The 24,734-nt window shown below is 66.9% G+C and carries 21 protein-coding genes and 1 tRNA gene; 12 read left to right on the top strand and 10 right to left on the bottom strand.

Features of this window, described 5'->3' with window-relative positions; translation table 11 throughout:
• Positions 1-20: 20 nt before the first annotated feature.
• Entirely contained in the window at positions 21-1,001 is a 981-nt protein-coding gene (gene epmB / locus CSC78_RS15445) for an EF-P beta-lysylation protein EpmB (RefSeq protein ID WP_162338756.1), read from the top strand.
• Positions 1,002-1,098: 97 nt separating this feature from the next.
• Entirely contained in the window at positions 1,099-3,174 is a 2,076-nt protein-coding gene (locus CSC78_RS15440) for an EAL domain-containing response regulator (RefSeq protein WP_162338750.1), read from the top strand.
• A 387-nt stretch (positions 3,175-3,561) separates the two neighbouring features.
• On the opposite strand, the gene htpX is transcribed toward CSC78_RS15440, so the two are convergent.
• Positions 3,562-4,443, bottom strand: coding sequence for a protease HtpX (gene htpX, locus CSC78_RS15435; RefSeq protein ID WP_162338749.1), 882 nt, complete (start codon positions 4,441-4,443; stop codon positions 3,562-3,564).
• Between the two features lie 120 nt (positions 4,444-4,563).
• Between htpX and gluQRS the strand changes: the two genes are divergently transcribed.
• The 6 genes from gluQRS to CSC78_RS15405 all read left to right on the top strand — a co-directional run bounded on the left by gluQRS (position 4,564) and on the right by CSC78_RS15405 (position 8,259).
• Positions 4,564-5,481, top strand: coding sequence for a tRNA glutamyl-Q(34) synthetase GluQRS (gene gluQRS / locus CSC78_RS15430; RefSeq protein WP_162338748.1), 918 nt, complete (start codon positions 4,564-4,566; stop codon positions 5,479-5,481).
• A 45-nt stretch (positions 5,482-5,526) separates the two neighbouring features.
• Complete coding sequence (phbB, locus tag CSC78_RS15425; RefSeq protein ID WP_162338747.1) at positions 5,527-6,267, top strand: beta-ketoacyl-ACP reductase; 741 nt, start codon at positions 5,527-5,529, stop codon at positions 6,265-6,267.
• Between the two features lie 175 nt (positions 6,268-6,442).
• Positions 6,443-6,946 (top strand): polyhydroxyalkanoate synthesis repressor PhaR, encoded by a 504-nt coding sequence (gene phaR / locus CSC78_RS15420; protein ID WP_055942352.1) that lies wholly within the window; start codon positions 6,443-6,445, stop codon positions 6,944-6,946.
• 75 nt (positions 6,947-7,021) lie between these two features.
• A complete protein-coding gene (gene phbB / locus CSC78_RS15415) occupies positions 7,022-7,762 on the top strand; it encodes an acetoacetyl-CoA reductase (protein WP_162338746.1) in 741 nt (246 codons plus the stop codon).
• 67 nt (positions 7,763-7,829) lie between these two features.
• Positions 7,830-8,000 (top strand): hypothetical protein, encoded by a 171-nt coding sequence (locus CSC78_RS15410; RefSeq protein ID WP_156383629.1) that lies wholly within the window; start codon positions 7,830-7,832, stop codon positions 7,998-8,000.
• A gap of 43 nt (positions 8,001-8,043) precedes the next feature.
• Complete coding sequence (locus CSC78_RS15405) at positions 8,044-8,259, top strand: hypothetical protein (RefSeq protein ID WP_162338745.1); 216 nt, start codon at positions 8,044-8,046, stop codon at positions 8,257-8,259.
• Between the two features lie 3 nt (positions 8,260-8,262).
• Here CSC78_RS15405 and CSC78_RS15400 read toward each other — a convergent pair whose 3' ends face one another.
• The 6 genes from CSC78_RS15400 to CSC78_RS15375 form a co-directional block, all read right to left on the bottom strand.
• Positions 8,263-8,703, bottom strand: a complete 441-nt coding sequence (locus tag CSC78_RS15400) for a phage tail protein (RefSeq protein ID WP_162338744.1) — start codon at positions 8,701-8,703, stop codon at positions 8,263-8,265.
• A 550-nt stretch (positions 8,704-9,253) separates the two neighbouring features.
• Positions 9,254-9,604: a VOC family protein gene (locus CSC78_RS15395; protein ID WP_162338743.1), complete on the bottom strand. Its 351-nt coding sequence runs from the start codon at positions 9,602-9,604 to the stop codon at positions 9,254-9,256.
• Positions 9,605-9,691: 87 nt separating this feature from the next.
• Positions 9,692-10,882, bottom strand: a complete 1,191-nt coding sequence (locus CSC78_RS15390; protein WP_162338742.1) for a S8 family serine peptidase — start codon at positions 10,880-10,882, stop codon at positions 9,692-9,694.
• A 58-nt stretch (positions 10,883-10,940) separates the two neighbouring features.
• The gene (locus tag CSC78_RS15385; protein WP_238391306.1) at positions 10,941-11,486 is read right to left on the bottom strand and encodes an SRPBCC family protein; all 546 of its coding nucleotides are present in this window, start codon (positions 11,484-11,486) and stop codon (positions 10,941-10,943) included.
• Complete coding sequence (locus tag CSC78_RS15380; RefSeq protein WP_162338741.1) at positions 11,483-12,394, bottom strand: M48 family metallopeptidase; 912 nt, start codon at positions 12,392-12,394, stop codon at positions 11,483-11,485. Before CSC78_RS15380 ends, CSC78_RS15385 begins: the two co-directional genes overlap by 4 nt.
• Positions 12,395-12,411: 17 nt before the next feature.
• Positions 12,412-14,229, bottom strand: a complete 1,818-nt coding sequence (locus tag CSC78_RS15375) for an SUMF1/EgtB/PvdO family nonheme iron enzyme (protein WP_452596429.1) — start codon at positions 14,227-14,229, stop codon at positions 12,412-12,414.
• 143 nt (positions 14,230-14,372) lie between these two features.
• Here CSC78_RS15375 and rnd point away from each other — a divergent pair, with 143 nt between their 5' ends.
• Both rnd and CSC78_RS15365 read left to right on the top strand, forming a co-directional pair.
• Complete coding sequence (rnd, locus tag CSC78_RS15370; RefSeq protein WP_162338740.1) at positions 14,373-15,482, top strand: ribonuclease D; 1,110 nt, start codon at positions 14,373-14,375, stop codon at positions 15,480-15,482.
• A gap of 17 nt (positions 15,483-15,499) precedes the next feature.
• A tRNA-Ala gene (locus CSC78_RS15365) sits at positions 15,500-15,575 on the top strand.
• A 107-nt stretch (positions 15,576-15,682) separates the two neighbouring features.
• On the opposite strand, the gene CSC78_RS15360 is transcribed toward CSC78_RS15365, so the two are convergent.
• The 3 genes from CSC78_RS15360 to CSC78_RS15350 all read right to left on the bottom strand — a co-directional run bounded on the left by CSC78_RS15360 (position 15,683) and on the right by CSC78_RS15350 (position 21,197).
• Complete coding sequence (locus tag CSC78_RS15360) at positions 15,683-16,183, bottom strand: hypothetical protein (protein WP_162338739.1); 501 nt, start codon at positions 16,181-16,183, stop codon at positions 15,683-15,685.
• A 300-nt stretch (positions 16,184-16,483) separates the two neighbouring features.
• The gene (locus tag CSC78_RS15355) at positions 16,484-19,258 is read right to left on the bottom strand and encodes a TonB-dependent receptor (protein WP_162338738.1); all 2,775 of its coding nucleotides are present in this window, start codon (positions 19,256-19,258) and stop codon (positions 16,484-16,486) included.
• A 322-nt stretch (positions 19,259-19,580) separates the two neighbouring features.
• Positions 19,581-21,197, bottom strand: a complete 1,617-nt coding sequence (locus CSC78_RS15350) for an alpha-glucosidase family protein (RefSeq protein ID WP_162338737.1) — start codon at positions 21,195-21,197, stop codon at positions 19,581-19,583.
• A 373-nt stretch (positions 21,198-21,570) separates the two neighbouring features.
• Between CSC78_RS15350 and CSC78_RS15345 the strand changes: the two genes are divergently transcribed.
• The gene (locus CSC78_RS15345) at positions 21,571-23,061 is read left to right on the top strand and encodes an MFS transporter (protein ID WP_162338736.1); all 1,491 of its coding nucleotides are present in this window, start codon (positions 21,571-21,573) and stop codon (positions 23,059-23,061) included.
• Positions 23,061-24,731, top strand: coding sequence for an alpha-amylase family glycosyl hydrolase (locus tag CSC78_RS15340; RefSeq protein ID WP_162338735.1), 1,671 nt, complete (start codon positions 23,061-23,063; stop codon positions 24,729-24,731). Before CSC78_RS15345 ends, CSC78_RS15340 begins: the two co-directional genes overlap by 1 nt.
• Positions 24,732-24,734: the final 3 nt, after the last annotated feature.

The following is a 24,734-nucleotide window of genomic DNA, read 5'->3' as shown; positions in this document are numbered from 1 at the left end:
ACCCCCGACAGCCCGCCCCGCTGGCCGCGCCCCGCTGGCAGCAGGCCTGGCGCGACGCCGTGCGCGATCCTCGCGAGTTGCTGGCGCTGCTGGGACTGGAGTCGATGGCCGACCGGGTGTCCGATGAGGCCGCGGCGCAGTTCCCGCTGCGGGTGCCGCGCGGATTCGTGGGCCGGATGCGATACGCGGACCCGCACGACCCGTTGCTGCGCCAGGTCCTGCCGCTGGACGACGAGATGCAGCCGGTTGCCGGCTACGGCCTCGACGCGGTCGGCGACGGCGCTGCCCGCACCGGTACCGGCGTGATCCAGAAATACCGGGGCCGCGCCCTGCTGGTGGCCACCGGCAGCTGCGCGATCAACTGCCGCTACTGTTTCCGCCGCCACTTCCCCTATTCCGACGAGACCGCCGCGCGCGATGGCTGGCAAGAGGCCGTGGACCTGATCCGCCACGACGACAGCGTCGAAGAGGTCCTGCTTTCCGGCGGCGATCCGCTGTCGCTGTCGAACAGCAAGCTCGCCGAACTGTCGGATGCCTTGGCAGGCATCCCGCACCTGCGCCGCCTGCGCATCCACAGCCGCCTGCCCGTGGTGCTGCCCGAGCGTATCGACGACGGCCTGGTCGCCTGGCTGGCCGGGCTGCGGTGGCCAGTGACGCTGGTGATCCACGCCAACCATGCCAACGAGTTCGATGGCACCGTCGACGCCGCCCTGCGCCGCCTGCGCGATGCGGGCGTGCACCTGCTCAACCAGGCGGTGCTGCTGCAGGGCGTGAACGACGACGTCGATGCCCTCGCCGCGCTCAGCGAGCGGGGCTTCGCCGCCGGCGTGCTGCCCTATTACCTGCACCAGCTCGACCGCGTCGCCGGCGCGGCCCATTTCGAGGTCGACGACGCCCGGGCGAAGGCGCTGCATGCGGCCCTCGCCGCCCGCCTCTCCGGCTACCTCGTGCCGCGGCTGGTGCGGGAAGTGGCGGGCGACACCGGCAAGCGCCCGCTCTGATACACCCGCGGCAGGCCGTGTCCGCATCTGCGACGCCTGCATTGGACTCATCTCACGCGTTCAGGTATTAAACGCGCACCCCTCGCGGACACGCTGCATGCAGATCGGCAAAGACACCACGCTACGACTGACCCTGGTGGACGACAGCGCGGAAGACGCGGAGGCCATCGTCTCCACGCTGCGCAACGGCGGCATAGCCGTGCGCCCCCTGCGACCGATCGACGCGGCCGAACTGGGCCAGATGGTCGCCGCGCAGCCGATGGACCTGCTGCTCGCCTCGCGCAGCGCCAAGGGCATTCCGCTGGCCAGCGTGTTGGCCCAGGTCGATGCCAGCGGCAAGGACATCCCGGTGATTGTGCTGGCCGATGCGATCAGCGAGGCCGACCTGCTCGCCGACCAGGCCGCCGGTGCCCGCGCGGTCGCGCTGCGGGGCCGATCGGAGCATGTGCTGACAGTGCTGCGGCGCGAGTGGGCCGACCTCGATGCGCGCCGTTCGCAGCGCCGGCTGGAAGGCCAGATGCGCGAGACCGAGCGCCGCTGCGACGCGTTGATCTCGTCCTCGCGCGACCCCATCGCCTACATCCACGAAGGCATGCATATCCGGGCCAACGATGCCTACCTGGAGATGTTCGGCTTCGAGTCGTTCGAGGATGTCGAAGGCCTGTCGCTGCTGGACCTGGTCGGTCCGCAGTACGTCACCGACTTCAAGGCCCTGCTGAAGAAACTCAGCAAGGGCGAGCCGCCCCCGCCCCGCTTCGAGCTGGAAGCGCGCAGCATCGATGGCGACAGCTTCCCGGCCACGCTGGAATTCGCCACCGCCACCTACGAAGGCGAGGCCTGCGTGCAGGTGGTCTTCCGGCGCCGCGAGGAGTTCGATCCCGAACTCGCCCGCGAGGTCGAGGACCTGCGCCAGCGCGACATGGTCACCGGCCTGCTCAACCGCCCCACCTTCCTGCGTGAACTCGAGAACGCGGTGGCCCAGGTCGCCCGCGGCGAGGACCAGTACGCACTGCTGCTGATCGAACCCGACCATTACCAGCGCCTGCTGTCCGAGATCGGCATCGACTCGGCCGACGCGCTCGCCGCCGCGCTGGCCGCACGCCTGTCGGAAAAGCTTGACGAAGGCAGCCTCGCCGCCCGCTTCGGCGAGCGCACCTTCGCCGTCCTGCTGCGCGGCAACCATGCGCAGACCGCGGCGCTGGCGGAGAAGCTGCGCGCGGCCTATGCCTCGCACGTGTTCAACGTGGGCGAACGCTCGGCCTCGGTCACGGCCAGCATCGGCGGCGTGCAGATCGGCGAGAAGATCGCCAACGTCGGCCCGGTGCTGACGCGCGCTACCGACGGCCTGCAGACCGCGACCAACCTGGGCGGCAACCGCATCGAGATCTTCGACCCCGGCGCGGTGGACCGCGCCGAGGAAGAGCGCGTGCAGAACTGGGTCAAGCGCGTGCAGGAAGCCCTGCAGGACGGCAGTTTCCGCCTGCACTACCAGCCGGTGGTCAACCTGCAGGGCGAGCCCGGCGAGATCTACGAGGCGCTGCTGCGACTGGAATCCAACGGCGAGGTGGTGTTGCCACAGTCGTTCATCGGCATCGCGGAAGAGAATGGACTGCTCGACGCCATCGACCGCTGGGTGGTGAACCACGCCATCGAGGTACTGGCCGAGCGCAAGCGCGCCGGACGCGATACCCGTCTGGCGGTGAAAGTCAGTCCGGCCTCGTTCGCCGACAACCGCCTGCTCGACCTGATCGCCCGGCAGCTCGCCGCGCTCGACGTTCCCGGCGACCGCCTCTGGCTACAGACGCCCGAAGCCAAGGTCTTCACGCACCTGCGCCAGGCGCAGGCGTTCCAGACCGCGGCCGCCAAGCTGGGCTGCCAAGTGGGGCTGGAGCATTTCGGTGCCGGCCTGGACTCGTTCCAGCTGCTGTCGCACTTCCAGCCGACCTTCCTCAAGATCGACCGCGTCTTCAGCGAGGACCTCGGCAAGAACACCGAGCACCAGCAGAAGATCCGTGAGATCGCCGAGCGTGCGCAGGCGCTGGGCATCCTGACGGTGGCCGAGCACGTGCAGGACGCGGCCACCATGGCGTTCCTGTTCACCGCCAGCCTGGACTATGTGGAAGGCAACTTCCTCGCCGCGCCGGGCCCGGCGATGAACTACGACTTCAGCTGACCTGGTTGCGCGCTCCCGCAATCGCGGACAGACACCATCGACGTGGCGGAGCGATGGTTGCATTCCCTCTCCCTGCGCAGCGGGGAGAGGGTGCAAGGCGGGTGAGGGGCGAACGGAGTGAGGACACGTCTGCGGCTGTGGACGCGCCGCGCGCTGCCCCTCATCCGCCCGTCAGGCACCTTCTCCCCGCTTGCGCAGGGAGAAGGAAAACAGCGATGCGCGGCGACTGGATTTCTGGCAAGTGAAACCCTCCTATCCCGCAGGTGCGGGCAAGCAGCTTCGATGCAGCAGCATGGCGCGTGTACTCAACTCTCGCCGCGCACTAAAAGAGAAGGCATGAAAAACCCGCCTTCCGGCGGGTTTTCGTTTGCCACGGACACCTTACGATCAGGCGAACGTGCCCTGCTGCGCGCGCAGCGCGGCGATGCGCTCTTCCAGCGGCGGATGGCTGAGGAACAGCTTCTTCATGCCCTGCCCGATGCCACCGGCGATGCCGAAGGCTTCCACCTGCGCCGGCAACGTGCTCGGACGCTGCTGCTGGCTCAGGCGCTCCAGCGCGGCGATCATCTTCTGGCGCCCCGCGTACGTGGCCCCGCCCTCGTCGGCGCGGAACTCGCGGCGACGCGAGAACCACATCGCGATCATCGTGGCGAACAGGCCGAACACCACCTCCAGCGCCATCACGATGAGGTAGTAGGCGAAGCCCCGGCCGCTGCCTTCGCGGTTGCCGGACAGGAAGCTGTCGACGATGCCGCCCACCACGCGGGCCAGCACGATCACGAAGGTGTTCAGCACGCCCTGCAGCAATGCCATGGTCACCATGTCGCCGTTGGCGACGTGGGCGACCTCGTGGCCGAGCACGGCTTCGGCCTCGTCCTGGTTCATCTGCCGCAGCAGGCCGGTGGACACCGCCACCAGCGCGTTGTTGCGGTTGGCACCGGTGGCGAAGGCGTTGATCTCCGGTGCGTCGTAGATGGCGACCTCCGGCATGCCGATGCCGGCGGCCTTGGCCTGGCGCTGCACGGTGGCGACCAGCCAGCGCTCGGCGTCGTTGCGCGGCTGCTCGATGACCATGGCACCGGTGGCGCGCTTGGCCATCCACTTGGAGGTCAGCAGCGAGATCAGCGAGCCGCCGAAGCCGAAGATCGCCGCGAAAACCAGCAGGCCACCCATCTGGCTGGAATTGACGCCCAGCAGGGACATGACCACGCTGGCCAGGGCCAGCACGGCCAGGTTGGTAGCGAGGAACAACGCGACGCGCGTGAACAAGACGGGGATCTCCGGAACAAGTGGTATGCAGACGGTTACGACCGCAGAATTGCGGTTGTGCCCGCCTGAATTCAAGCGACTTGCTGACTGCATGGTTCAGCTTTCCTCCACTATTGACGAATGAGCGACAACGTTCCCTCCCCGTACCGCGGCCGCTTCGCGCCATCGCCCACTGGCCGGCTGCATCTCGGCTCACTGGTCGCCGCGTTGGGGAGCTGGCTGCTGGCGCGCCACCACGACGGCACGTGGCTGGTGCGGATGGAGGATCTCGATCCGCCGCGCGAAGTCGCCGGCGCTGCCGAGATGCAACTGGCGACGCTGGCAGCGTTCGGGATGACCTCCGACGAGCCCGTCGTTCGGCAGAGCGCACGGCACGATCTTTACGGCGATGCGCTGGCGCGACTGCTGGCAAGCGGCAATGCCTTCGAATGCCGCTGCAGCCGCTCCGATCTGACCGCGGCCGGCGGCATCCATCGGCATTGCGTGGCGAGCGATCCCACCCGCGCGCCGGCCATCCGCCTGCGCGTACCCGACGACACGGTCGTGTCCTTCGAAGACGGCCTGCAGGGCGCCGTCGAACAGCGCGTCGACCGCGAGGTTGGCGACGTCGTGCTGCGCCGTGCCGATGGTTTCTGGGCCTACCAACTGGCCGTGGTCGTCGACGATGCGGACCAGGGCATCACCGACATCGTGCGCGGCGCCGACCTGCTCGACTCCACGCCCCGGCAGATCCTGCTGCAGCGCGCACTCGGCCTGCCCACCCCGCGCCATCTGCACCTGCCGCTGATTGTCGATGCGGACGGCCACAAGCTGTCGAAATCGATGGCGTCCCTGCCCATCGACGACGACGCGCCGCTACCGGCCCTGCGGATCGCCTGGCAGGCGTTGGGGCAACCGGTTGCCGTCCTCGACGGCGCGCCGACGGTCGCTGCCGCCCTGCGGATCGCAACACGCGAATTCCTGCCGGATCGCCTGCCAAAAGTGACATCACTGACGTTCGCTGCAGCGCACAACAATGCTGCCGCAGGCGCTGTCTAGAATCGGGTGGCCGTCGGCTTGCGGCGGTCCAAGGAGAGTCCCCACATGACATCGCGCGTCGCCCTGGTCACCGGCGGCACCGGAGGTATCGGTACCGCCATCTGCAAGAAGCTGGCCGACATGGGCCACAAGGTCGCCACCAACTACCGGAACGAAGAGAAGGCGCGTGCATGGCAGGCGCAGATGAAGGCGGACGGCTATGAGTTCGCGCTGGTCAAGGGCGACGTGACCTCGCCGGACGAGGCGCAGGCCATGGTGAAGGAGGTCGAACAGACCCTCGGCCCGGTCGAGGTGCTGGTCAACAACGCCGGCATCACCCGCGACGGCACCTTCCACAAGATGTCGGCCACCCAGTGGGGCGACGTGATCAACACCAACCTCAATTCGGTGTTCAACGTCACCCGCCCGGTGATCGACGGCATGCGCGAGCGCAAGTGGGGCCGCATCATCCAGATCAGCTCCATCAACGGCCTGAAAGGCCAGTACGGCCAGGCCAACTACGCCGCCGCGAAGGCCGGCATGCACGGCTTCACCATTTCGCTGGCGCGCGAGAACGCCAAGCTCGGCATTACCGTCAACACCGTGTCGCCGGGCTACGTGGCCACGGACATGGTGATGGCCGTGCCGGAAGAGGTACGCGCCAAGATCGCCGCCGACATCCCGACCGGTCGTCTCGGCAAGCCTGAGGAGATCGCCTACGCGGTCGCCTTCCTCGTCGATGAGCAGGCAGCCTGGATCACCGGCTCCAACCTCGACATCAACGGTGGCCACCACATGGGCTGGTAGGCCCGCGCCGCGCCACGTCCACCGTGTCACACGACGCCCCGCAAGGGGCGTCGTCCATTCCGATGCTGCGCAACATTTTTCGCTGCCTGAACAGGGCATCCCTGCCTTGTGGCCTGTTGCAAGGGCTGTTGCGCTGCGTCATGCTGCGGTCATACGCGTTTAGAGCGAAGACTCAATGGCTGCGATCCGCATCATCAAGAAGTACCCCAACCGTCGCCTGTACGACACCGAGATCTCCAGCTACATCACCATCGAGGACGTGCGCCAGCTGATCGTCGACGGCGAGGACTTCGAGGTCCGCGACGCCAAGACCGGCAACGACCTGACCCGCACCGTGCTGCTGCAGATCATCAGCGAGCAGGAACAGGACGGCGAACCGGTGCTGTCCACGCAGCTGCTCAGCCAGATCATCCGTTTCTACGGCGACTCGCTGCAGGGCTTCATGGGCAACTACCTGGAGCGCAGCATGCAGTTGTTCATGGAGCAGCAGCAGCAGTTCCGCAGCCAGATGGGCAACCTACTCGGCCAGACGCCGTGGACCATGATGAACCAGCTCACCGAGCGCAACATGGAGCTGTGGCAGGAATTCCAGCGCAACCTCACCGGCGGCATGGGCCGTCCGACGACGGTCAAGCCGAAGGAAACCCCGCGCGAGACGCCGAAAACGCGCGCGCGCTGATATCCCCTGTAGTGAAACCCGGCCCGCGCCCCGTTGCGCGGGCCTTTTTTTGAGCCGAGACCACAGGAACTCCGCATGACGCAACGTATCGCCGTGGTGACCGGCGGCATGGGTGGGCTGGGACTGGCTATCTGCCAGGCACTGGCTCGCGCCGGCCGCAAGGTGATCGCCGCCGACCTGCCCGCTTCACCAGAACGTCTGGACCACTTCCGCGCACAGACCGCATCGCTCGACATCGGGACCGCCACCGTCGACGTGGCCGACTTCGACGCGTGCGCTGCGTTCGTGCGCGACGTCGAAGCCCGCCACGGCGCGCTCGACATCCTGGTCAACAATGCCGGCATCACCCGCGACGCGACCCTGCGCAAGATGGACAAGGCGCAGTGGGACGCGGTGATCGGCGTGAACCTGGACAGCGCGTTCAACCTCTGCCGCCACGCCATCGACGGCATGCAGGCGCGCGGCTTCGGCCGCATCGTCAACATCAGCTCGGTCAGCGGGCAGACCGGCAACTTCGGCCAGGTGAACTACGCCGCGGCGAAGGCCGGCCTGCATGGCTTCACGATGTCGCTGGCACGGGAAGTCGCGCGCAAGGGCGTCACCGTCAACAGCGTCTCGCCCGGCTACGTGGAAACGCCGATGACGCGCGCGATGCCCGACGACGTGCGCGACCGCACCGTCGCGTCGGTACCGGTCGGCCGCATCGGCCAGCCGGACGACATCGCGCGCGCGGTGGCGTTCCTCACCGCCGACGACGCCGGCTACATCACCGGCGCCAACCTGCCGGTCAACGGCGGTCTGTTCATGAGCTTCTGACCGGCACGCCGCGTCCCCGTCTTTCCGCTCCCTGCGAATCAACACGCACCTTCGACAAGGACCCTCGATGAAACTCACTCCTCCCACCTTCGGCGTCTGGCTGATCGCGCTGCTGCTCGGCGGCGGCGGAATCGCCGCGAAGTTCGGCTACGTGCCGGTACTGGCCCCGCATGCGTTCTGGCTGGTGGTCGCCGGCTTCGGCCTGCTCGTGGCCGCGACGCTCTTCAGCAAGCTCTGAGCGACGGTGCCATGCTCCCGGTATCCGTCGCCGGGAGCACCTCATGGACCTGATCGGATCCTTGCTGTACGGCCTGTGGTCGCAGCCCCGTTTCGCCATCCCATTGCTGCTGGGCATCGGCGCTGGCACGGGCCTGTTCTTCCTGACCGGCAAGGAGCCAGCCTCGGCGGCGATGGCCGTCGGTTGTGTCCTGCTTGGCCTGGCGATCGGCTTCGTGCTGCACTACGTCCGCGATACGCCGCGCGATCCGCGGGACTGAGCCTTATTCCAGTTCGAAGCGGTCGAACGCGATCTCCAGCGTTTCGAACAGCGTGTTCGCCTCCACCGCGTCCAGCGGCGAGGTCAGGTAGCCCGCCGGTCGCGCGCGCAGGAAGCGCCAGCTCATCGCGGGATTGCCCTGCTCGTCCAGCAGCGTGACCGTGACGGTGCGCCGGGCATCGCCGCCATTGCGCGCCTCGTCCCACCATCGGTACCACGCCAGCGACCCGATCACGCCCCGCCGCAGCACCAGATTGTCGTAGTGCGTCAGCGTCGACAGTTTCCTCGTTTCCGGCGTCCTGTCGTTGCCGTTGCGGTACTCGTTGAGCTGCAGGCGGGCCGCGGGAAACAGCACCTCCGACACGCCGGCGTCGGGTCCGTCCCCCAGGCCGAGATCGACGTGGAAGTTCATTCCGGTATACGGGCGGTCGCGCGTGACAGGCATGGGCAGGTTCCATGTGAGGGAGGGAGAGGGGCCGCTTGGAGGCGACCGGTCGTTCTCTCCAACGCAGTCACATCACACCGGCGGTCAGCGGCGTCTCTTCCATACCCGCACGGGATGGGCTGTCGAGCCCCATCGATGGGGCCCGGAATCCCTCACGCGGAGCTCGGCGTGCCGCAGCTCGGGCTCGGAAAGCCATCGATGGCATTCCGGGAGCCACACTCTGGCATTCGGAAAGCGATCGATGGGACTTACTGTGAGACGGATGGCTTTCCGGGGGCCATCGATGGCACGTTGAGAGCCATCGATCGCTTCCGGAATACCATCGATGGCTTTCAGTGTGAGACGCATGGGACTCGTAAAGCCATCGATGGATCTCCGAGTGCCACCCCCTGGCTTTCCGGGCCCGATCGCTGGCATTCCGTGTGAGACGAGAGCCGCTCGGAGCCCCATCGATGGCGCTCCGAGGGCCATCGATGGCGCCCGGAATGCCATCCACGCCGACGGGTGTGAGAGCGAAGCGACCGTCGACAAATCCGCGCGACGCGCCGCCCTAGCCTGTCGCCTGCTGCCCGATCCACAGGCGGTTGCCATCCGGGTCGTCGATGCGGAATTCGCGCATGCCGTAGAAGGTGTCTTCCAGGTCGGGCACGTCGAGGCCGTTGTCGCGCGCCTGGCGGTGGAAAGCGACCAGATCGTCCGGATACAGGTACAGCACCGCACCGCGCGGCGCGTCCGGATTCACGTTGATCGACTGGTCCAGCATCACCCGGCACTCGCCCCAGCGCAGCTTCGCCCAGACCCAGTCGTCACGCCGGTCCTCGACGGTGAAGCCGAGTTTCTCGTAGAACAGGATCGCCCGCGGCAGATGGCGGACGGGTTGCATGGGGATGATGCGGGACATGGGTTTCCGTTCTGATGGCGCCTCAAAGGGTGGTTTTCTTGCCATGCAGTACGCAGCGCGTCAAACCATCCTGCTCGGTTGCCGGAGTCAGCGTTCCAGTGCCGCATCCACGGCGCGTTTCGGATGCAGCAGGGGTTGACCGGAGACATTGGGTGTCGCGGTGCGCTCCAACAGCTGCCTCACCTGCGCTCCGCTCATCCCCGGTCGCACGGTCCATATCTTGGCCGCCGCATTCGCAACCAGTGGAGCTGCCATGGAGGTGCCTGAGGGATAGGAGGTCATGCCGCCCGGCAGACGCGCCTCCACCCGGTCGCCGTTCGCGAACAGAGTGATTTCCGGGCCGGTGTTGGTCCACTCCGTCGTCACCCCATGACGGTCAACGGCCCCGACCAGGATGAAGTTGGGCAGCGTGAATCGTGTCGCCGGATTGGCCGCTTCCATGCTGCTCGACGCATTGCCCGCTGCACCGACAAACAACACGTCCGGCGCTGCCTGCATGCCCGTGCGCAACACCTCGCGAATCGCCTCCACCGTATAGCGGGCCAAAGCCTGCCGCTCGGAGGGCGCCATGGCCGGCGCGCATTTTTCCAGGTTGCGCACATAGGCCCGCTCGGCACGGCCCCACGACATGTTGACCACGCGCGCGCCGCTGGCCACGACGAAGGCAAGCAAATCGCCGATGGACGCGGCCTCACGATCCGCAAGTTCACGCGTCCAGCAGGGAACCGGAGGATCGCCATGCCACCATTCCATGCGCGCGATGACGATCTCTGCGTCGGGCAGCCCTCGCAGCGCGATGTCGGCAAGCGCGGTGCCATGCACGAATCCACCCCACCGTCCGATGTCATCATCGAAGGCCGCAGCCTCGGCGGGCGACTGCGCCTTCATGCGCACGGAAATCGCCCGGGCCTCGGCGGTATCCTCCCCGCTGTCGCGATCATCCAGCGCCCGCAGCATCGCGTTCAACTCGTCCGCTCGAGCAAGAAGACCTTCCGGCAGCACCGCCATCGCGGTGTCCTGGCGTTGCTTGAAGGCGTCATAACCACGCAGCAACAGCGCGCCGTCCTCATCTCGCGCGACTTGCCCGGGGAACAGGGTCGTATCCACGCCGCTGTCCCAGATCGCGATGCGAACCTTCGGACTGTCCGGCGCCGATGCCACGGATGCTTCGCGAGCTTCCCAGAAGCCCACGGCCGCAGGTTGAGCTGCCACCCCTCCTGACACCGTCGCCGTGGCGATGACGAGGGTCCGTGCAAGGCAAAGGCTTGTCGCGTTCATGCGCTCTCGCGGCGATGCAGGCGGAGTACCTGTCCAAGCTCCAACGCAGTAAGGTCGATCAACCGGCAGGCGCACCGTCGGCGCCATTGCGCAGGAAGGCGGCCAGCCCACCCAGCTGCACGCCCTGCACCTTGTCCACGACCGGCGCGAACTTGCCCAGGTCGTCGGGCGTATAGCCGCCGACGCGGTACCACAGCGTGATGCGGGTGCCACCCTTCTCGTCGACGAAGCGCCATTCCAGCGCGCCGTGCAGCCCCATGCCCTGCAGGGGGCCGAGGCCGCCGGTCATGCGCAGCAGCTTGCCGGGGTCGGTGAAGGTCACCGTCATGTGCCAGGCCTGCTGCGCACCGTTGAGCTCGCAGAAGCAGCCACCGGCCTTGTCGCTGATCGACAGCTTCGAGGCATCGCCCCACCACGTATGGTCGGCCGGCCACCAGCGGCCGACGTCGTTCACCAGTGCGGCGTAGGCGACCTGTGGCGTGGCCGGGACCCAGACCGAATTCTCGACCGTGAAGCCGTCCGGCTTCGCATCCCTGACCTCGGCATGGGCCGGCGCCGCAAGCGCCGTCACCGCAAGCAGCACGATGCCGAGCAGGCGCTTCACTGCACCGCGCCCTGCGGGCAGAACTTGGCGCGGTACTCCTTCGCCTTCGGCATCAGCGCGGTGAGGTTCTGGATGCGCGTGCCGGGATTGGGATGGGTGGAGGAGAACTCCGGCGGTGCCTGGCCGCCGCTGGCTTCGCTCATGCGCTGCCACAGCGGCACGGCTTCTTCCGGATTGAAGCAGGCCGCGGCGGCCAACATCAGGCCGACCTCGTCGGCCTGCGTCTCGTGCTCGCGCGCGTACGGCAGCAGGTAGCCGTAGCCCATCGCGGCCATCACCATCTGCTGCTGTTGCGGGTCCATGCCGCTCATCGCGCCGGCCATCTGGCCGATCTGCGTCAGCTTCTGCTGCGACATGCGCTGCGCGCCGTGGCGCAGGAGTGCGTGGGCGATCTCGTGGCCCATCACCACCGCCACCGCGTCGGCGTTCTGCGCGACCGGGATCAGGCCCGTGTACACCGCCATCTTGCCGCCGGGCAGGCAGAACGCGTTGGCCTGGTCGGACTGGATGACATTGACGTCCCAGTCGAAGGACTTCCAGTTGCCGCTGGGCTGGGTGCCCTTTTCGGCCGCGATGGCCGCCTCGACCTCGGGCACCTTGGCGATCAGGTGCTGCGCGATGGTGCGCACCTGCTGGGCGATCTGCGAATTCGGATCGACCGGGCGCTCCTGCTGCAGGATCTCCTCGTAGGCCTGAAGGCCAAGGGCTTTCTCTTCTTCCACGCCGATGGAGTTGTCGATCAGCACCTTCTCGCCGGTGTAGGGATCGACCACGCGGTTACTGAAGTAGTAGCAGCCGCCGTAGACCAGGAAGCCCAGCAGGATCAGCCAGCGCAGGTTGCCCAGCCCGCCACCGCGGCGCCCGCCGCCCTGCCCGTATTGCTGGCGACCGTAAGGATCTTGCCTCATCACCCTCTCCCTGGCGGCTAGATGCCGCGAACGACGCGGAAGCCCACCCGCGCATTAGTCATATCCGAATCCGAGGACGAACGCCATGCGGACCGTGCCTGTGCCGGCGAGCTGGCCCAGGAGCCGCCGCGCACCACCCGCGAGCGGCAGCCGGGATTGAACCACGTCGCCCCGTCGGCGGGCGCGCGCCGGTAGCTGGCGTGCCAGCAGTCGCCGACCCATTCGCTGGTGTTGCCGTCCAGGTCCTTCAGGCCGAAGGCGTTGGCGCGGAACTTGCCCACCGGTGCCGGCCCCCAGTAGCCGTCGCCGTAGCCGACGAAGGCGTTGTTCCAGGTGCGCCCGCTGGGCGAGCGGTCGTTGCCGCCGGTCAGGTTGGCCACGCCGCGCGGGGGTTGCCCGTTGCCCCAGGGATAGCGTCCCTGCTGGCCCGCGCGCAGGGCGTATTCGTACTCGGCCTCGCTGGGCAGGCGGTAGCCGTGACCGGTCTGCCCGGCCAGCCACTCGGCGTAGGCTTCGGCGTCGTACACGCTGACGTGCAGCACCGGCATGTCGTCGCTGGCCGGCTGGCCTGCGTAATCCGACTGCCAGTCCACGCCGCTGCGGCGCACGAAGTTGCCGCTTCGCTCGTCGTAAACCACCGAATGACCGCGGCGCGTCGCGCGCGGGCGGTACTGCGTGGCATCGACGAAGCGGCGGAACTCGCCCACCGTCACCGGATGCCGCGCCATGGCGAAGCCTCGGTCGAAGCGTACGTAGTGCGCGGGCTTCTCGGCATCGGCCGCGCCAGTCTCGTCATCCGCGGCGCCCATCAGGAAACCGCCATGCGGCACCACGACCATCTCCGGGCCGCGACCGCCATGATGCAGGCCATCGGTGAAGGCCTGGCCCGGGCGGAACTGGCCGTAGTGCGTGGCCAGGTCGATGCGCTGGCGGAAATCGGCCGCCACGCGATTGCCGGGCTCGGCGATGCGCAGCACCTCGGCCAGCTTGATGCGGGCATCCTTCAGGCCCAACGGCGTGGCCATGTCGCGCACGCCGGCGTCGCGCAGTTCGACGATCCGCGCCAGACGGATGGCTTCCACGCGCACCCGCGCATCGGCGACGGTCTGCGCGTCCTCGCGGACCTTGGCCGCATGCGCCAGCCAGATGCGCGCCGTCCCGAAATCGCTGGCGAGTGCGGCCTCTTCCGCACGCCGGATCATCGCGCTCTCCACCGCCGCGATGCCCTGCAGGGCGCGCGGTTGGCCGGGCTTCCACTTGAGGACTGCGCGGAAGCCGGCCAAGGCGCCGCCACCCGCCTCGCCCAGCCGCCCTTCGCGCAGGGCGCGTTCGCTGGCCAGGTTCAGCCGCGTGAGCTGGTCGGCCTCGTCCACCTTCGCCAGATAGGCACTGACCGCGGCATCGCCCGGCGCCACCGTCCGCGCCACCGCGGCGATCTGGCGCGCGCGGCGCAACGACTCGGTCCGGTCCTCGGCATGCCGGAGTGCCTGCGCGCCCTGCTCCAGCAGGCGGTCGAGACTGCGGTCCAGGCCCGTCTTCGCGCGCGTGTCGTCGGCATCGAGCCGCAGCAGCGCCAGGTACAGCGGAATCGCATCGTCGGGGCCATCGAACAGGCGCCCGCCGGACAAGGCGTCCGCGGCGCGCCGGTGCGCATCGGCGACATCGTCCGCTGCCAGCGCCACCTGCGGCGGACGCCAGTTCAGTTCTTCCACGCCGCTGTCGTCGCCGGTGACGGTGACGCTGGGCATGCGGATCGCATCGGCGCCGGCGTCGGCACCGCCGGGATCCGCTGCATCGCGCGAACAGCCCGCGAGCCACGGCAGCGACAGCAACAAGGCGGCGAGGATCGTGCGCAAACACCCTCCGTGATGGGAGCCGACGGCCCCGTGAGACAATGCCGGACGACGATACCGGCCGAGCCCGGACCTTAGGTTATTGTCGCCCGACTGAGCAAACGACGCATTACCGCGGAGACGACGTGCCCCACTGGATCAACACCCCCGCCGCGCTGGATGCGCAGCTACAGCGCCGACCGACGCGGATCGGCCTGGACACCGAGTTCGTCCGCGAACGCACCTTCTGGCCGCAGCTCGCGCTGGTGCAGATCGCACTGGAGGACGATGTGCTGCTGGTCGATCCGCTGGCGCCGGGCATGACCGACGCGCTGCGGCCGTGGCTGCTCGACACCTCGATCACCAAGGTGATGCACAGCGCGAGCGAGGACCTGGTGGCGTTCAAGGTGGCCTGCGACGCGCTGCCTTCGCCGCTGTTCGATACGCAGATCGCCGCCGCCATCGCGGGCGTCGCCGCCGGCATCGGCTACCAGAAGCTGGTGGAGCGCGTCACCGGCATCGTACTGCCCAAGGGAGAGACGCGTTCGGACTGGTTGCGCCGCCCGTTGAGCGAGTCGCAGCTGCACTATGCGGCCGACGACGTGCGCTACCTGTTCGCCGTGCACGACATGCTGCAGGCCGAACTGGCCGCGACGGGCCGCCAGGGCTGGGTGGAAGAGGACTGCGCGCGCTTCGTCGAGAACGCGGCGCACGATGAAGGCGAGCGCTGGCCGCACCTGTCGATGCGCAGCGCGCAGTTCCTCGACGTGGACGCGCAGCGTCGGCTGGTCCGCCTGCTGCGCTGGCGCGAGGTGCAGGCCCGCGCCAGCGACAAGCCACGCAGCTGGATCCTGGACAATGAACTGTCGGTCGCCCTTGCGCGCACCCCGCCCAGCGACAAGGCCGCGTTGCTGCGCCTGTTCGACACCCAGCCCAAGGCCCCGCGCAAGCTGGCCGACGCGGTCTGGCAGGCGCTCACCACGCCGCTGGACGACGAGGCGTCGATGCCGGTCGCTCGCAATGCCAGCGACGGCGACAAGGCCCAGCTCAAGCGACTGCAGGACGCCGTCTCCGCACGCAGCACGGAACTCGGCCTGCCTGATGGCGTGCTCGCATCGCGCCGCTACCTGGAAGCCCTGCAGGAATCCGGCCAATGGCCCGCCGCACTGTCCGGCTGGCGACGGCAGCAACTGGCCCCGGCGCTTGACCCCATCCTCACCGGTTCAGGCTTGGCACCAGCGCCTGCCGCGGGCTAGAATGGCGCCGCTCTTGTGGGGCCATAGCTCAGCTGGGAGAGCGCGTCGTTCGCAATGACGAGGTCGGGAGTTCGATCCTCCCTGGCTCCACCACTTACACGAAGCCCCGCTCGCGCGGGGCTTTTTGTTTTAGGGATCTGGTCGATCCGATGGTGGAGGCGAATGGTCGCCCTGCGAGGTCCCACCCGCTCGTGCCGTTCTCACTGACGTCCTCGGGATTCGAGGTATCTGAAGTCATACTCCGCGTCGGACGCGATTGTCGAACTGAACGTGCTGTAGGGCTCGCGGCCTTGCAGATAGAGAATCCGTACCTCGCGGAAGCGGATGGGGGAAGCTGATCCGCACCGGTAGTCGCCACCGAACGATCGATTCGTCGTGAACGTTCCTCCCCGCTTGTAGGCTCCCTTCCAGCTGATCAGGACTTCCCAAAGAATGGTTTGCCTGAATGGGCCAGAGTAATTTCGCTCTGACGCTTCCTCGGGGTGAAACGAAATGGTCTTCGGGACAGCCAGCACGACGGCTTGGCTTTGTTCCAGCCTTTGCCCGGGCGGCGGGATCCACATCGAACACGCCAGGGCATTACCGCCGAACAACGACGCTGCAAGTGCCAGGAGCGGTGGAACAAGCACCAAGGCACCGGGCGCCCGGGTCGGTCGGCTATGCGAAACGACGGCGGCGTGCGCGAGGTGACCCGGTGCCATGATCGAACACCTCAGCGCGTGCTCTTCTTTTCCTGCTTGTCCGCCCGCTTTTCCTTCAGCGTCTTGGCAGGTTTCTTCTTCTGCTCTTTCTTCTTGTCCAGGCCCTTGGCCATGTCCGCATCCTCTGGTCGGTATCGACGGCGGGATGATGGCACCTTGGCCGCCCTCACGCGAGCGCCGCATGCAATGGGACTGGCCGCCCGACATCCCGGTACCAGCGCCCTCTCCCATCCCTCGTCCCCACAAAGAAAAAGCCCGCCGGCATGACGCCGACGGGCCGGGAGAGCACGGTTTACATGATCAGAACTTGTAGCTGACGCCCAGCAGGTAGCTGCGACCCCATTCGACGTACTCCAGCGGGCGATCCTTCGTGCCGGCGTAGGTCTGGTAGGCCTCGTCGGTCAGATTGCTGGCCTGGAGCAGCACGCTCAAGCCGCTGAGCGCGTGTCCTTCCGGGAACGAGTAGCTGACCTGCGCGTCGGTGATGTTCTCGCCCACCACGTAGCGCAAGGTGCGGTTGCCGTTGAAGTTGCCGATCTCGCCGATGAAGTCCGAGCGGCGACGCTGGTTGACGCGCGCCTCGAAGCCGTTCTTCTCGAAGTACACCGTCAGGTTGTAGACGCGCTTGGACAGGCCCGGCAGGTCGATGTCGCCGGCGCCGACGCTGGATGCGCTTTCCGGATCGCGGATCTGGATGTTGCTGTCGTTGAAGGTGGCGCTGGCGATCACACCGAAGCCCTGCAGGGCTTCGCTGAACATGTCGAACGGCAGCGAAGCGGTCAACTCCAGGCCCTGCAGCGTGCCGCCCTCGCCGTTCACCGGCCGCGTGTAGCTGCCGATCGGATCAACGCCGATGCCCGGGTTGTTCGTGCTGGGCGGGATGTCCGGCGTGTAGGCGGAGAGATCGTAGAACGGATCGGTCTGGGTGTAGATGTAGTTGCGCAGGTCCTTGTAGAAGTAGGCCGCGGCGACATAGGCCTTGGTGCCGAAGTACTTCTCGTAGGACACGTCGAACGCGTAGGCACGCCACGGATCCAGCAGCGGGTTGCCGCCGCTGGCGAAGCTGTTGCGTAAGCCGTTGTCCTGGTCGGGACCGTCGGACGCCGACACTTCCAGCGACGCGCGCAGCTGGTCGACGCGGGGACGCGCCACCTGCTTGGCCAGCGCGACGCGCAGGGTCTGGTCGTTATCGAAGCCGAACGCCAGGTTCATGCTCGGCAGCACGTCGGTGAAGGTCTTGCCCATGTGGATGGGCTGCGGATCGCCACCGCCGCTGAGCCGGATCGCATCGGAGGACTGGTCGACGCGCTGGACCTGCACGCCGGCGTTACCACGCACGCTGACATTGCCCCAATCGGTATTGATATTGCCGCGCAGGTAAGCGGTTGTGGTCTTTTCCCTGACATCCCACGACTTGGCGACCAGATAGTCCGCGTCGGCGTTCGGCTGGAAGATCATGTATCGCGCGACAGCGGCCGGAACGTTCCAGGACGGGATGTAGCCGACGCCGGCAAAGCTCAGGTCGACCGGGCGGTACTGCAGGTCCGACGCGATCGCGGTGACGCCCTGCGCACCGAGATTGATGTTGCCCTCGGGCTGGCGCTTGTTCTTCTCGCGATCGGCGTAGTTCAGGCCAACATCGATATCCGACATCCAGGACAGGAACGCCGGTGCCGGGAACGAGGCCGCCAGCTTGCCGGTGCGGAGTTCATCGACGACGTTCGGCACCTTGCCGTAACCCGAGCCATAGATCGTGTTAGACAGGTACAGCGAACTCGGATCCGAGTAGTCGCGGCCGGGATTGATCTGCGAGAAGCCGCTGTTGCGGAGCTGCAGCTGCAGCGTATCGAACTGCTGCGGCGACGGCAGCAGCTGCGTATTGTTCTCGAGGTTGAGCTCGTCACGCTTGGCACGCGACCAGCCGATGTCGGCGATGATGCGCGCCTGGCCAGCGGTGAATTCGTTGTTCCAGCCGAACGCGTTGATCTCATCCTCGCGCTTGTTGTACATGCCGCGGACCAGCGGATACACGTTGCCGACCGTGCCACCAGTGAAGGTGTTGTTGCCGTTGATGCTCGGATTGGTGACGGTCAAGCGGATCTTGTCCGGATCGTTCGTTCCGTTGTAGTCGCCGATGTGCACTTCGAACTGGTTGGCCGTGTCGACCTGTTCGGCTTCCGAGTGGAACAGGTCCAGCGTGCTGGTCCAGGCATTCGACGGACGGAACTGCAGGGTGGCCATCACGCCATCGCGTTTGGTCTCACCGGTGCGGCGCAGCGCCTTGATGCCGTCGGAGTAGAACGTGCCCGACGGCACGCCCGGACGCCAGTTGTCGCCGATCGCCTGCCACGGCTCGTACAGACCGACCTGGTTTTCCTGGATGGGGGTAGTGGTGTGCGAATAGCCGATCGAGAAGCCGAACGTGCGCGCCGCGTTCTGGGTGATGTAGCTGGCATTGATGCGCTCGCCGTAGGCGGACGAATCGGCCGCCGCACCCAGCGAGTTGCGCTGTCCGCGCACGCCGACGGTACCGACCGGCGCATCGAAGCTCAGCGGACGCACGGTCTGCATGTCGATCGTGCCCGACAGGCCCTGGCCGATGAGGCCGGCGTCGGGCGTCTTGTAGACGGTGACGCCCGCGACCAGCTCGGACGGATACTGGTCGAACTCGACGCTGCGGTTGTCGCCGGTACTGACCATCTCGCGACCATTGAGCGTCGTGGTGGAGAAGTCCGGCGACAGGCCGCGCACGCTGATCACCTGCGCACGACCGGCCACGCGCTGCGCAGCGAGGCCGGGCAGACGGCCGATGGATTCACCGATGCTGACGTCGGGCAGTTTGCCGATGTCTTCGGCGGACACCGCCTCGACGATGGAGGTCGATTCGCGCTTGACCGAGATCGCGCTCTCGATACCGCGACGGATGCCGGTGACGACGACCGTGTCGAGTTCGGTCGCGTCGTTCGCGGGCGCCGTGTCGGTGGCGGTAGTAGCGGTCTGGGCCTGTACGCCGGTTGCGGTCAGCGCGATGGCAGACGCCAACGCCGCGCTCAGCAGGTTGCGCTTGAAATGCATGTTCCCCTCTCCAAGGACGTTGTATGCGATGAACCGGGTGCGTCGCACGACGCGATCGCCCGGGTCTTCCATGCCGGGCAAGGTGCCCCCGGAATGTGCGGCCATGGTAGTGGCGCGCGCAGTCGCACAAATCGGCCTGCATACGTATTCATGCATATTTCCGCGAACCGCCGTAACACGCATTCCGTACGGAAAAACACGCACGGGAACGGTGTGCTCCGCGTGTTCGCGCACAGCTCATGAACGCCGCATCGTGGCGGCGGAATATGGCGCCCTCGAACGGGACGCAGTGCCTCCGACACGCGGTCGGAGGTGCAACGTGTCAGGCGATGCTGGCGAAATACACGCCGCGCGCCGGCATCGACAGCGTCCCGCCATCGCACGTCGCCTGCTGCAGGCCGTGTCCTTCCAGCGTCTCGGCGACGATGCCGCCCGGCAGCGGCCACTGCACCGCGCTGGCGGACAGGTTGAACACCACCAGGAGGCGTTGCCCGTCGGCTTCACGTACGAAGGCGAGCACCGGCTCCGGCGCATCGAGGAAGCGGATGCTGCCGCTGCGCAACGCCGGTTGCGTGCGCCGCCACGCAAGGAAGCCGCGCACGCGATTGAGGACGGACGCAGGATCGGCCTCCTGCCTGGCCACGTTGATGGTGCGATGCTCGGCAGGAATCGGCAGCCAGGGCTGTCCGTCGCTGAAGCCCGCCTGGCCTTCGTCGTTCCATGGCATCGGCGTGCGGCAGCCATCGCGACCCTTGAAGTTCGGCCAGAACGTCTTGCCGTAGGGGTCCTGCAACGCTTCGTACGGCACGTCGGCCTCGGGCAGGCCCAGTTCCTCGCCCTGGTACAGGCAGACCGAACCGCGCAGCGAACACACCAGCGCGACCAGCTGCGCCGCAAGCGCAGGCGACGGGTCGCCGTTGCCCCAGCGCGTCACCGCGCGCTGCACGTCGTGGTTGGACACCGCCCAGCAGGGCCAGCCTCCGGCCATCGCCGCTTCCAGCCGCTCGACCGTGCCGCGGATGTACGCCGCGCTGCCGTCTTCGGTCAGCAGCTCGAAGCTGTAGCCCATGTGCAGGCGCTGGTCGGTGACGTACTCGGCGGTGGTCGCCAGCGAATCCTCCGACGAGATCTCGCCGAGCGCGGCGGCATCCGGATAACGGTCCAGCAGTCCGCGAAGGCGCTCGAGGAAGGCAACGTTCTCCGGCTGCGTGTTGTTGTAGTAGTGGTACTGGTACGCGTAGGGATTATCGGGACTGAAGCCGCGGCCCACGCGCTGTTCCTTCGGCTTCGGCGGGTTGTCGCGCAGCTGCGCATCGTGGAAGCAGAAGTTGATCGCGTCCAGGCGCAGGCCGTCGACGCCGCGGTCCAGCCAGAACTGCACATTGTCCAGCGTGGCCTGCTGCACCGCCGGGTTATGAAAATTCAGGTCGGGCTGACTGGCGAGGAAGTTGTGCAGGTAGTACTGCTCGCGGCGCGGCTCCCAGCGCCACGCGACGCCGCCGAACAGCGACATCCAGTTGTTGGGCGGCGTGCCGTCTTCCTTCGGATCGGCCCACACGTACCAGTCGGCCTTGGGATTTTCGCGGCTCTCGCGGCTTTCCTTGAACCAGGCGTGCTCGACCGAGCAGTGGCTGAGCACCTGGTCGATCATCACCTTGACGCCCAGCGTGTGCGCCTTGGCGAGCAGGCGATCGAAGTCGGCCAGCGTGCCGAACAACGGGTCGACATCGCGGTAGTCGGCGATGTCGTAGCCGAAGTCCGCCATCGGCGACTTGAAGAACGGCGAGATCCAGATGGCGTCCACGCCCAGGCCGGCGATGTAGTCGAGCTTCTCGACGATGCCCGGCAGGTCCCCTACCCCGTCCCCGTTGGTGTCCAGGAAGCTGCGGGGGTAGATCTGGTAGATCACCGCGCCACGCCACCAGTTGTTCTTCGTCATCGATGCACCCGTCGCAATGCGTAACGCACCCCTCCGGTGCGCTCGGCGGGCGCCACTATTCCACGCGGCACGGACATGCGTGCAGGCAGGCCGTCGTCGTTGGGCATGAATACGTATGCAGATGACGGCATGCGGAGATCGCGCGCCGGTCGCCACACGACGCACCGACGACGCGCTCGTCCGCCTGAAACGCAGACACGCCAATGCTTTGCGGCGATCCGACACGCCGTGGGCGCAAGCGGACGGCGTCGGGCGCGCTCGCCGTCGTTGTTTGCGCTGCAGCATGGAATCGGCCGCGCGTGCCGGCAAGATGCCGCGACGCTCGCCACCGCATGCGCGCACTTCGTCCGCACCGCACGACCAGGGAATCCGAATGACCGCCAAGCCCCGCCTGTCCTTCTGGCAGATATGGAACATGTGCTTCGGCTTCCTGGGCATCCAGTTCGGCTTCGCGCTGCAGAACGCAAACGTCAGCCGCATCTTCCAGACGCTGGGTGCGGACATGGACGATGTGCCCGGCTTGTGGATCGCCGCGCCGCTGACGGGCCTGATCGTGCAACCGATCATCGGGCACCTGTCCGACAGCACCTGGACCAGGATGGGCAGGCGTCGCCCCTACTTTCTCTGGGGAGCGATCTTCTCGACGTTGGCGCTGTTCGTCATGCCCAACTCGCCCCAGTTGTGGATCGCGGCAGGCACGCTCTGGATTCTCGATGCTTCGCTGAATGTATCGATGGAGCCTTTCCGGGCGTTCGTCGGAGATCAGTTGCCGCCCAAGCAACGGCCCACCGGCTACGCCATGCAAAGCTTCTTCATCGGCGTGGGCTCGGTGGTGGCCAGCATGCTGCCATGGCTGTTGGCGAAAGCGGGCGTCTCCAACACGGCCGCGCCCGGACACGTCCCCGATACGGTGACCTACGCATTCTATTTCGGCGGCGCCGTGCTCCTGCTTGCGGTCCTTTGGACCGTTGTCAGGACACGGGAATACCCGCCGGAGCAGTTGGCGTCGTTCGACGATGCCTCGCCTTCCGGTGCGGCGATCGAAACCGAGTTCGACCGCGATCGTTCCCGCAAAGCATCCGTGGGCTGGTTGATCACCGGCGTGGCCGCGATCGCGGCCGTGACGTGGTGGCAACTGGATCGTCTGCTCTATGTACTGGCGGGCGGCATGGCGGCCTATGGGCTGGCGTTACTTCTGGCAAGCATGTGGCGTGCGCGCAACATGTTCACCTCGATCATGACCGACCTTCAGACCATGCCCGACACCATGCGACAGCTCGCGGTGGTCCAGTTCTTCTCCTGGTTCGCGCTGTTTGCCATGTGGATCTACACCACCGCAGCGGTGACCGGCGTGCACTACGGCACCACCGACACCTCGTCGGCCGCCTACAACGAGGGTGCCAACTGGGTCGGTGTGCTTTTCGCGGCCTATAACGGCTTCGCCGCGCTCGCCGCGATCCTTATTCCGTGGATGGTGCGCGCAGTCGGCCTGCGCATGAGCCATCTCATCAATGTCTCGCTGGGTGGACTCGGCCTGCTTTCGCTCATTCTGATCCGCGACCCCCAGTGGCTGCTGCTGTCTATGGTCGGCGTTGGCTTCGCCTGGGCCTCCATTCTCTCGCTCCCTTACGCCCTGCTCTCCGACAGCCTGCCGGCGCACAAGATGGGCGTCTACATGGGCATCTTCAACTTCTTCATCGTCATTCCGCAGCTGGTGGCGGCCAGCGTTCTCGGCTTCCTGCTGAAGACGTTCGCTGGTGGTCAACCGATCTATGCACTTGCCATCGGTGGCGCCAGCCTGCTGCTGGCCGGTGTATTGGTCCTGCGCGTGAAAGAATCACGATCTGGCCCGGAGGCCGTCTGATGCGAAAGCTCCCCCTCGCCACCGCCGTCGCGGCCCTGCTCTTCCTGCCGGCCAGTGCAGTCGCAGCGGAAGATTTCTACGGCACCACCGAGCCCTTCGCGAAGGAAGCGGTCTACTTCGTGCTGACCGACCGGTTCGTCAACGGCGATTCGTCGAACGACCATCGCGACCAGGGCGGCAAGCACCCGACCTTCGACCGTCCGACGCCGGGTGCGCCGGCAGGCCGGACGGACAACATCGGTTACCTCGGCGGCGACTTCAAGGGCGTGCTGGACAACGCCGGCTACATCCGCGACCTGGGCTTCACCTCGGTGTGGGTCACGCCGATCGTCGACAACCCCGACGAAGCCTTCACCGGCGGCGAAGAGGTGAAATGGGAAGGCATGTTCACCGACCGCGGCAAGACCGGCTACCACGGCTACTGGGGCATCAACTTCTACAAACTGGACGAGCACCTGCCCAGCGAAGGCCTGGATTTCGCCGGCTTCACCCGCGGCATGAAGGAGCAGCAGCTCGACGTGGTGCTCGACATCGTCGGCAACCATGGCTCGCCCGCCTACTCGATGCAGACGATGCAGCCGCAGTACGGCAAGGTCTGGGACAAGGACGGCAAGCTGATCGCCGATCACCAGAACCTCGACCCCGACAAGCTCGACCCGCGCCGCAAGCCGATGCATGCGTTCTACAACACCGGCGGCGGGCTGGCGCAACTGTCCGACTTCAACGAGAACAATCCGGCGGTGATGGAGTACCTGGTCGGTGCCTACGAACAGTGGATCGACCAGGGTGCCGCCGCGTTCCGCGTGGATACCATCGCCTGGATGCCGCATGCGTTCTGGAAGGAATTCGCCGACCGCATCCGCGCGAAGAAGCCGGGCTTCTTCATGTTCGGCGAGAACTTCAACTACGACGCGGCCAGCATCGCCGGCCACACCTGGACGCGCAACGGCAGCTACAGCGTGCTGGACTTTCCGCTGAAGGCGAAGCTGACGGAGGTGTTCGAGAAGCCCGGAATCAGCTACGAGGAACTCGGCAAGGCGCTGTACCTGGAGGATGGCCCCTACGCCAACCCGTACGACCTGATGACGTTCTACGACAACCACGACATGGCGCGCATGAACGCGCCCGACACCGGCTTCATCGATGCGCACCACTGGCTGTTCACCGCGCGCGGCATCCCGGTGATCTATTACGGGTCGGAGACGGGCTTCGAACGTGGCCATGCCGAGCATGCGGGCAACCGCAACTACTTCGGCCAGGCGCGCATCGACGCCGCGCCGCAGAGCCCGATCTTCGGACCGCTGAAGCGCATCGCCACCCTGCGCCGCGAGACGCCGGCCCTGCAGCGTGGCCTGCAACTCAACGTCCGTTTGAAGGGCGACCAGGCGATCTTCTATCGCGTACTGCAGCACGAGGGCGTCACCCAGACCGCGCTGGTGCTGCTGAACAAGGCCGATGTCCCGGCGAAGCTGTCGGTTTCCGAGTATCTGGAAGCCGGCACCTGGCGCGACGCGTTCAACGGCAAGACCGAGCGCGTGCGCAATCGCCTGCAGGTGGAGGTGCCGGCCCACGGCGTGCGTGTGTTCCTGCTCGACAAGCCGCTCACGCGTGCCGACACCCGCACGCGCCTGGCGGATCTGATGGCCCGCAAACGCACCGATCCGCAGTAAGAC

The organism is Pseudoxanthomonas japonensis, assembly GCF_010093445.1.
In the GTDB taxonomy this organism is placed as follows: Bacteria; Pseudomonadota; Gammaproteobacteria; order Xanthomonadales; family Xanthomonadaceae; genus Pseudoxanthomonas_A; species Pseudoxanthomonas_A japonensis.
This window is presented reverse-complemented; position numbering and strand designations above follow the sequence as displayed.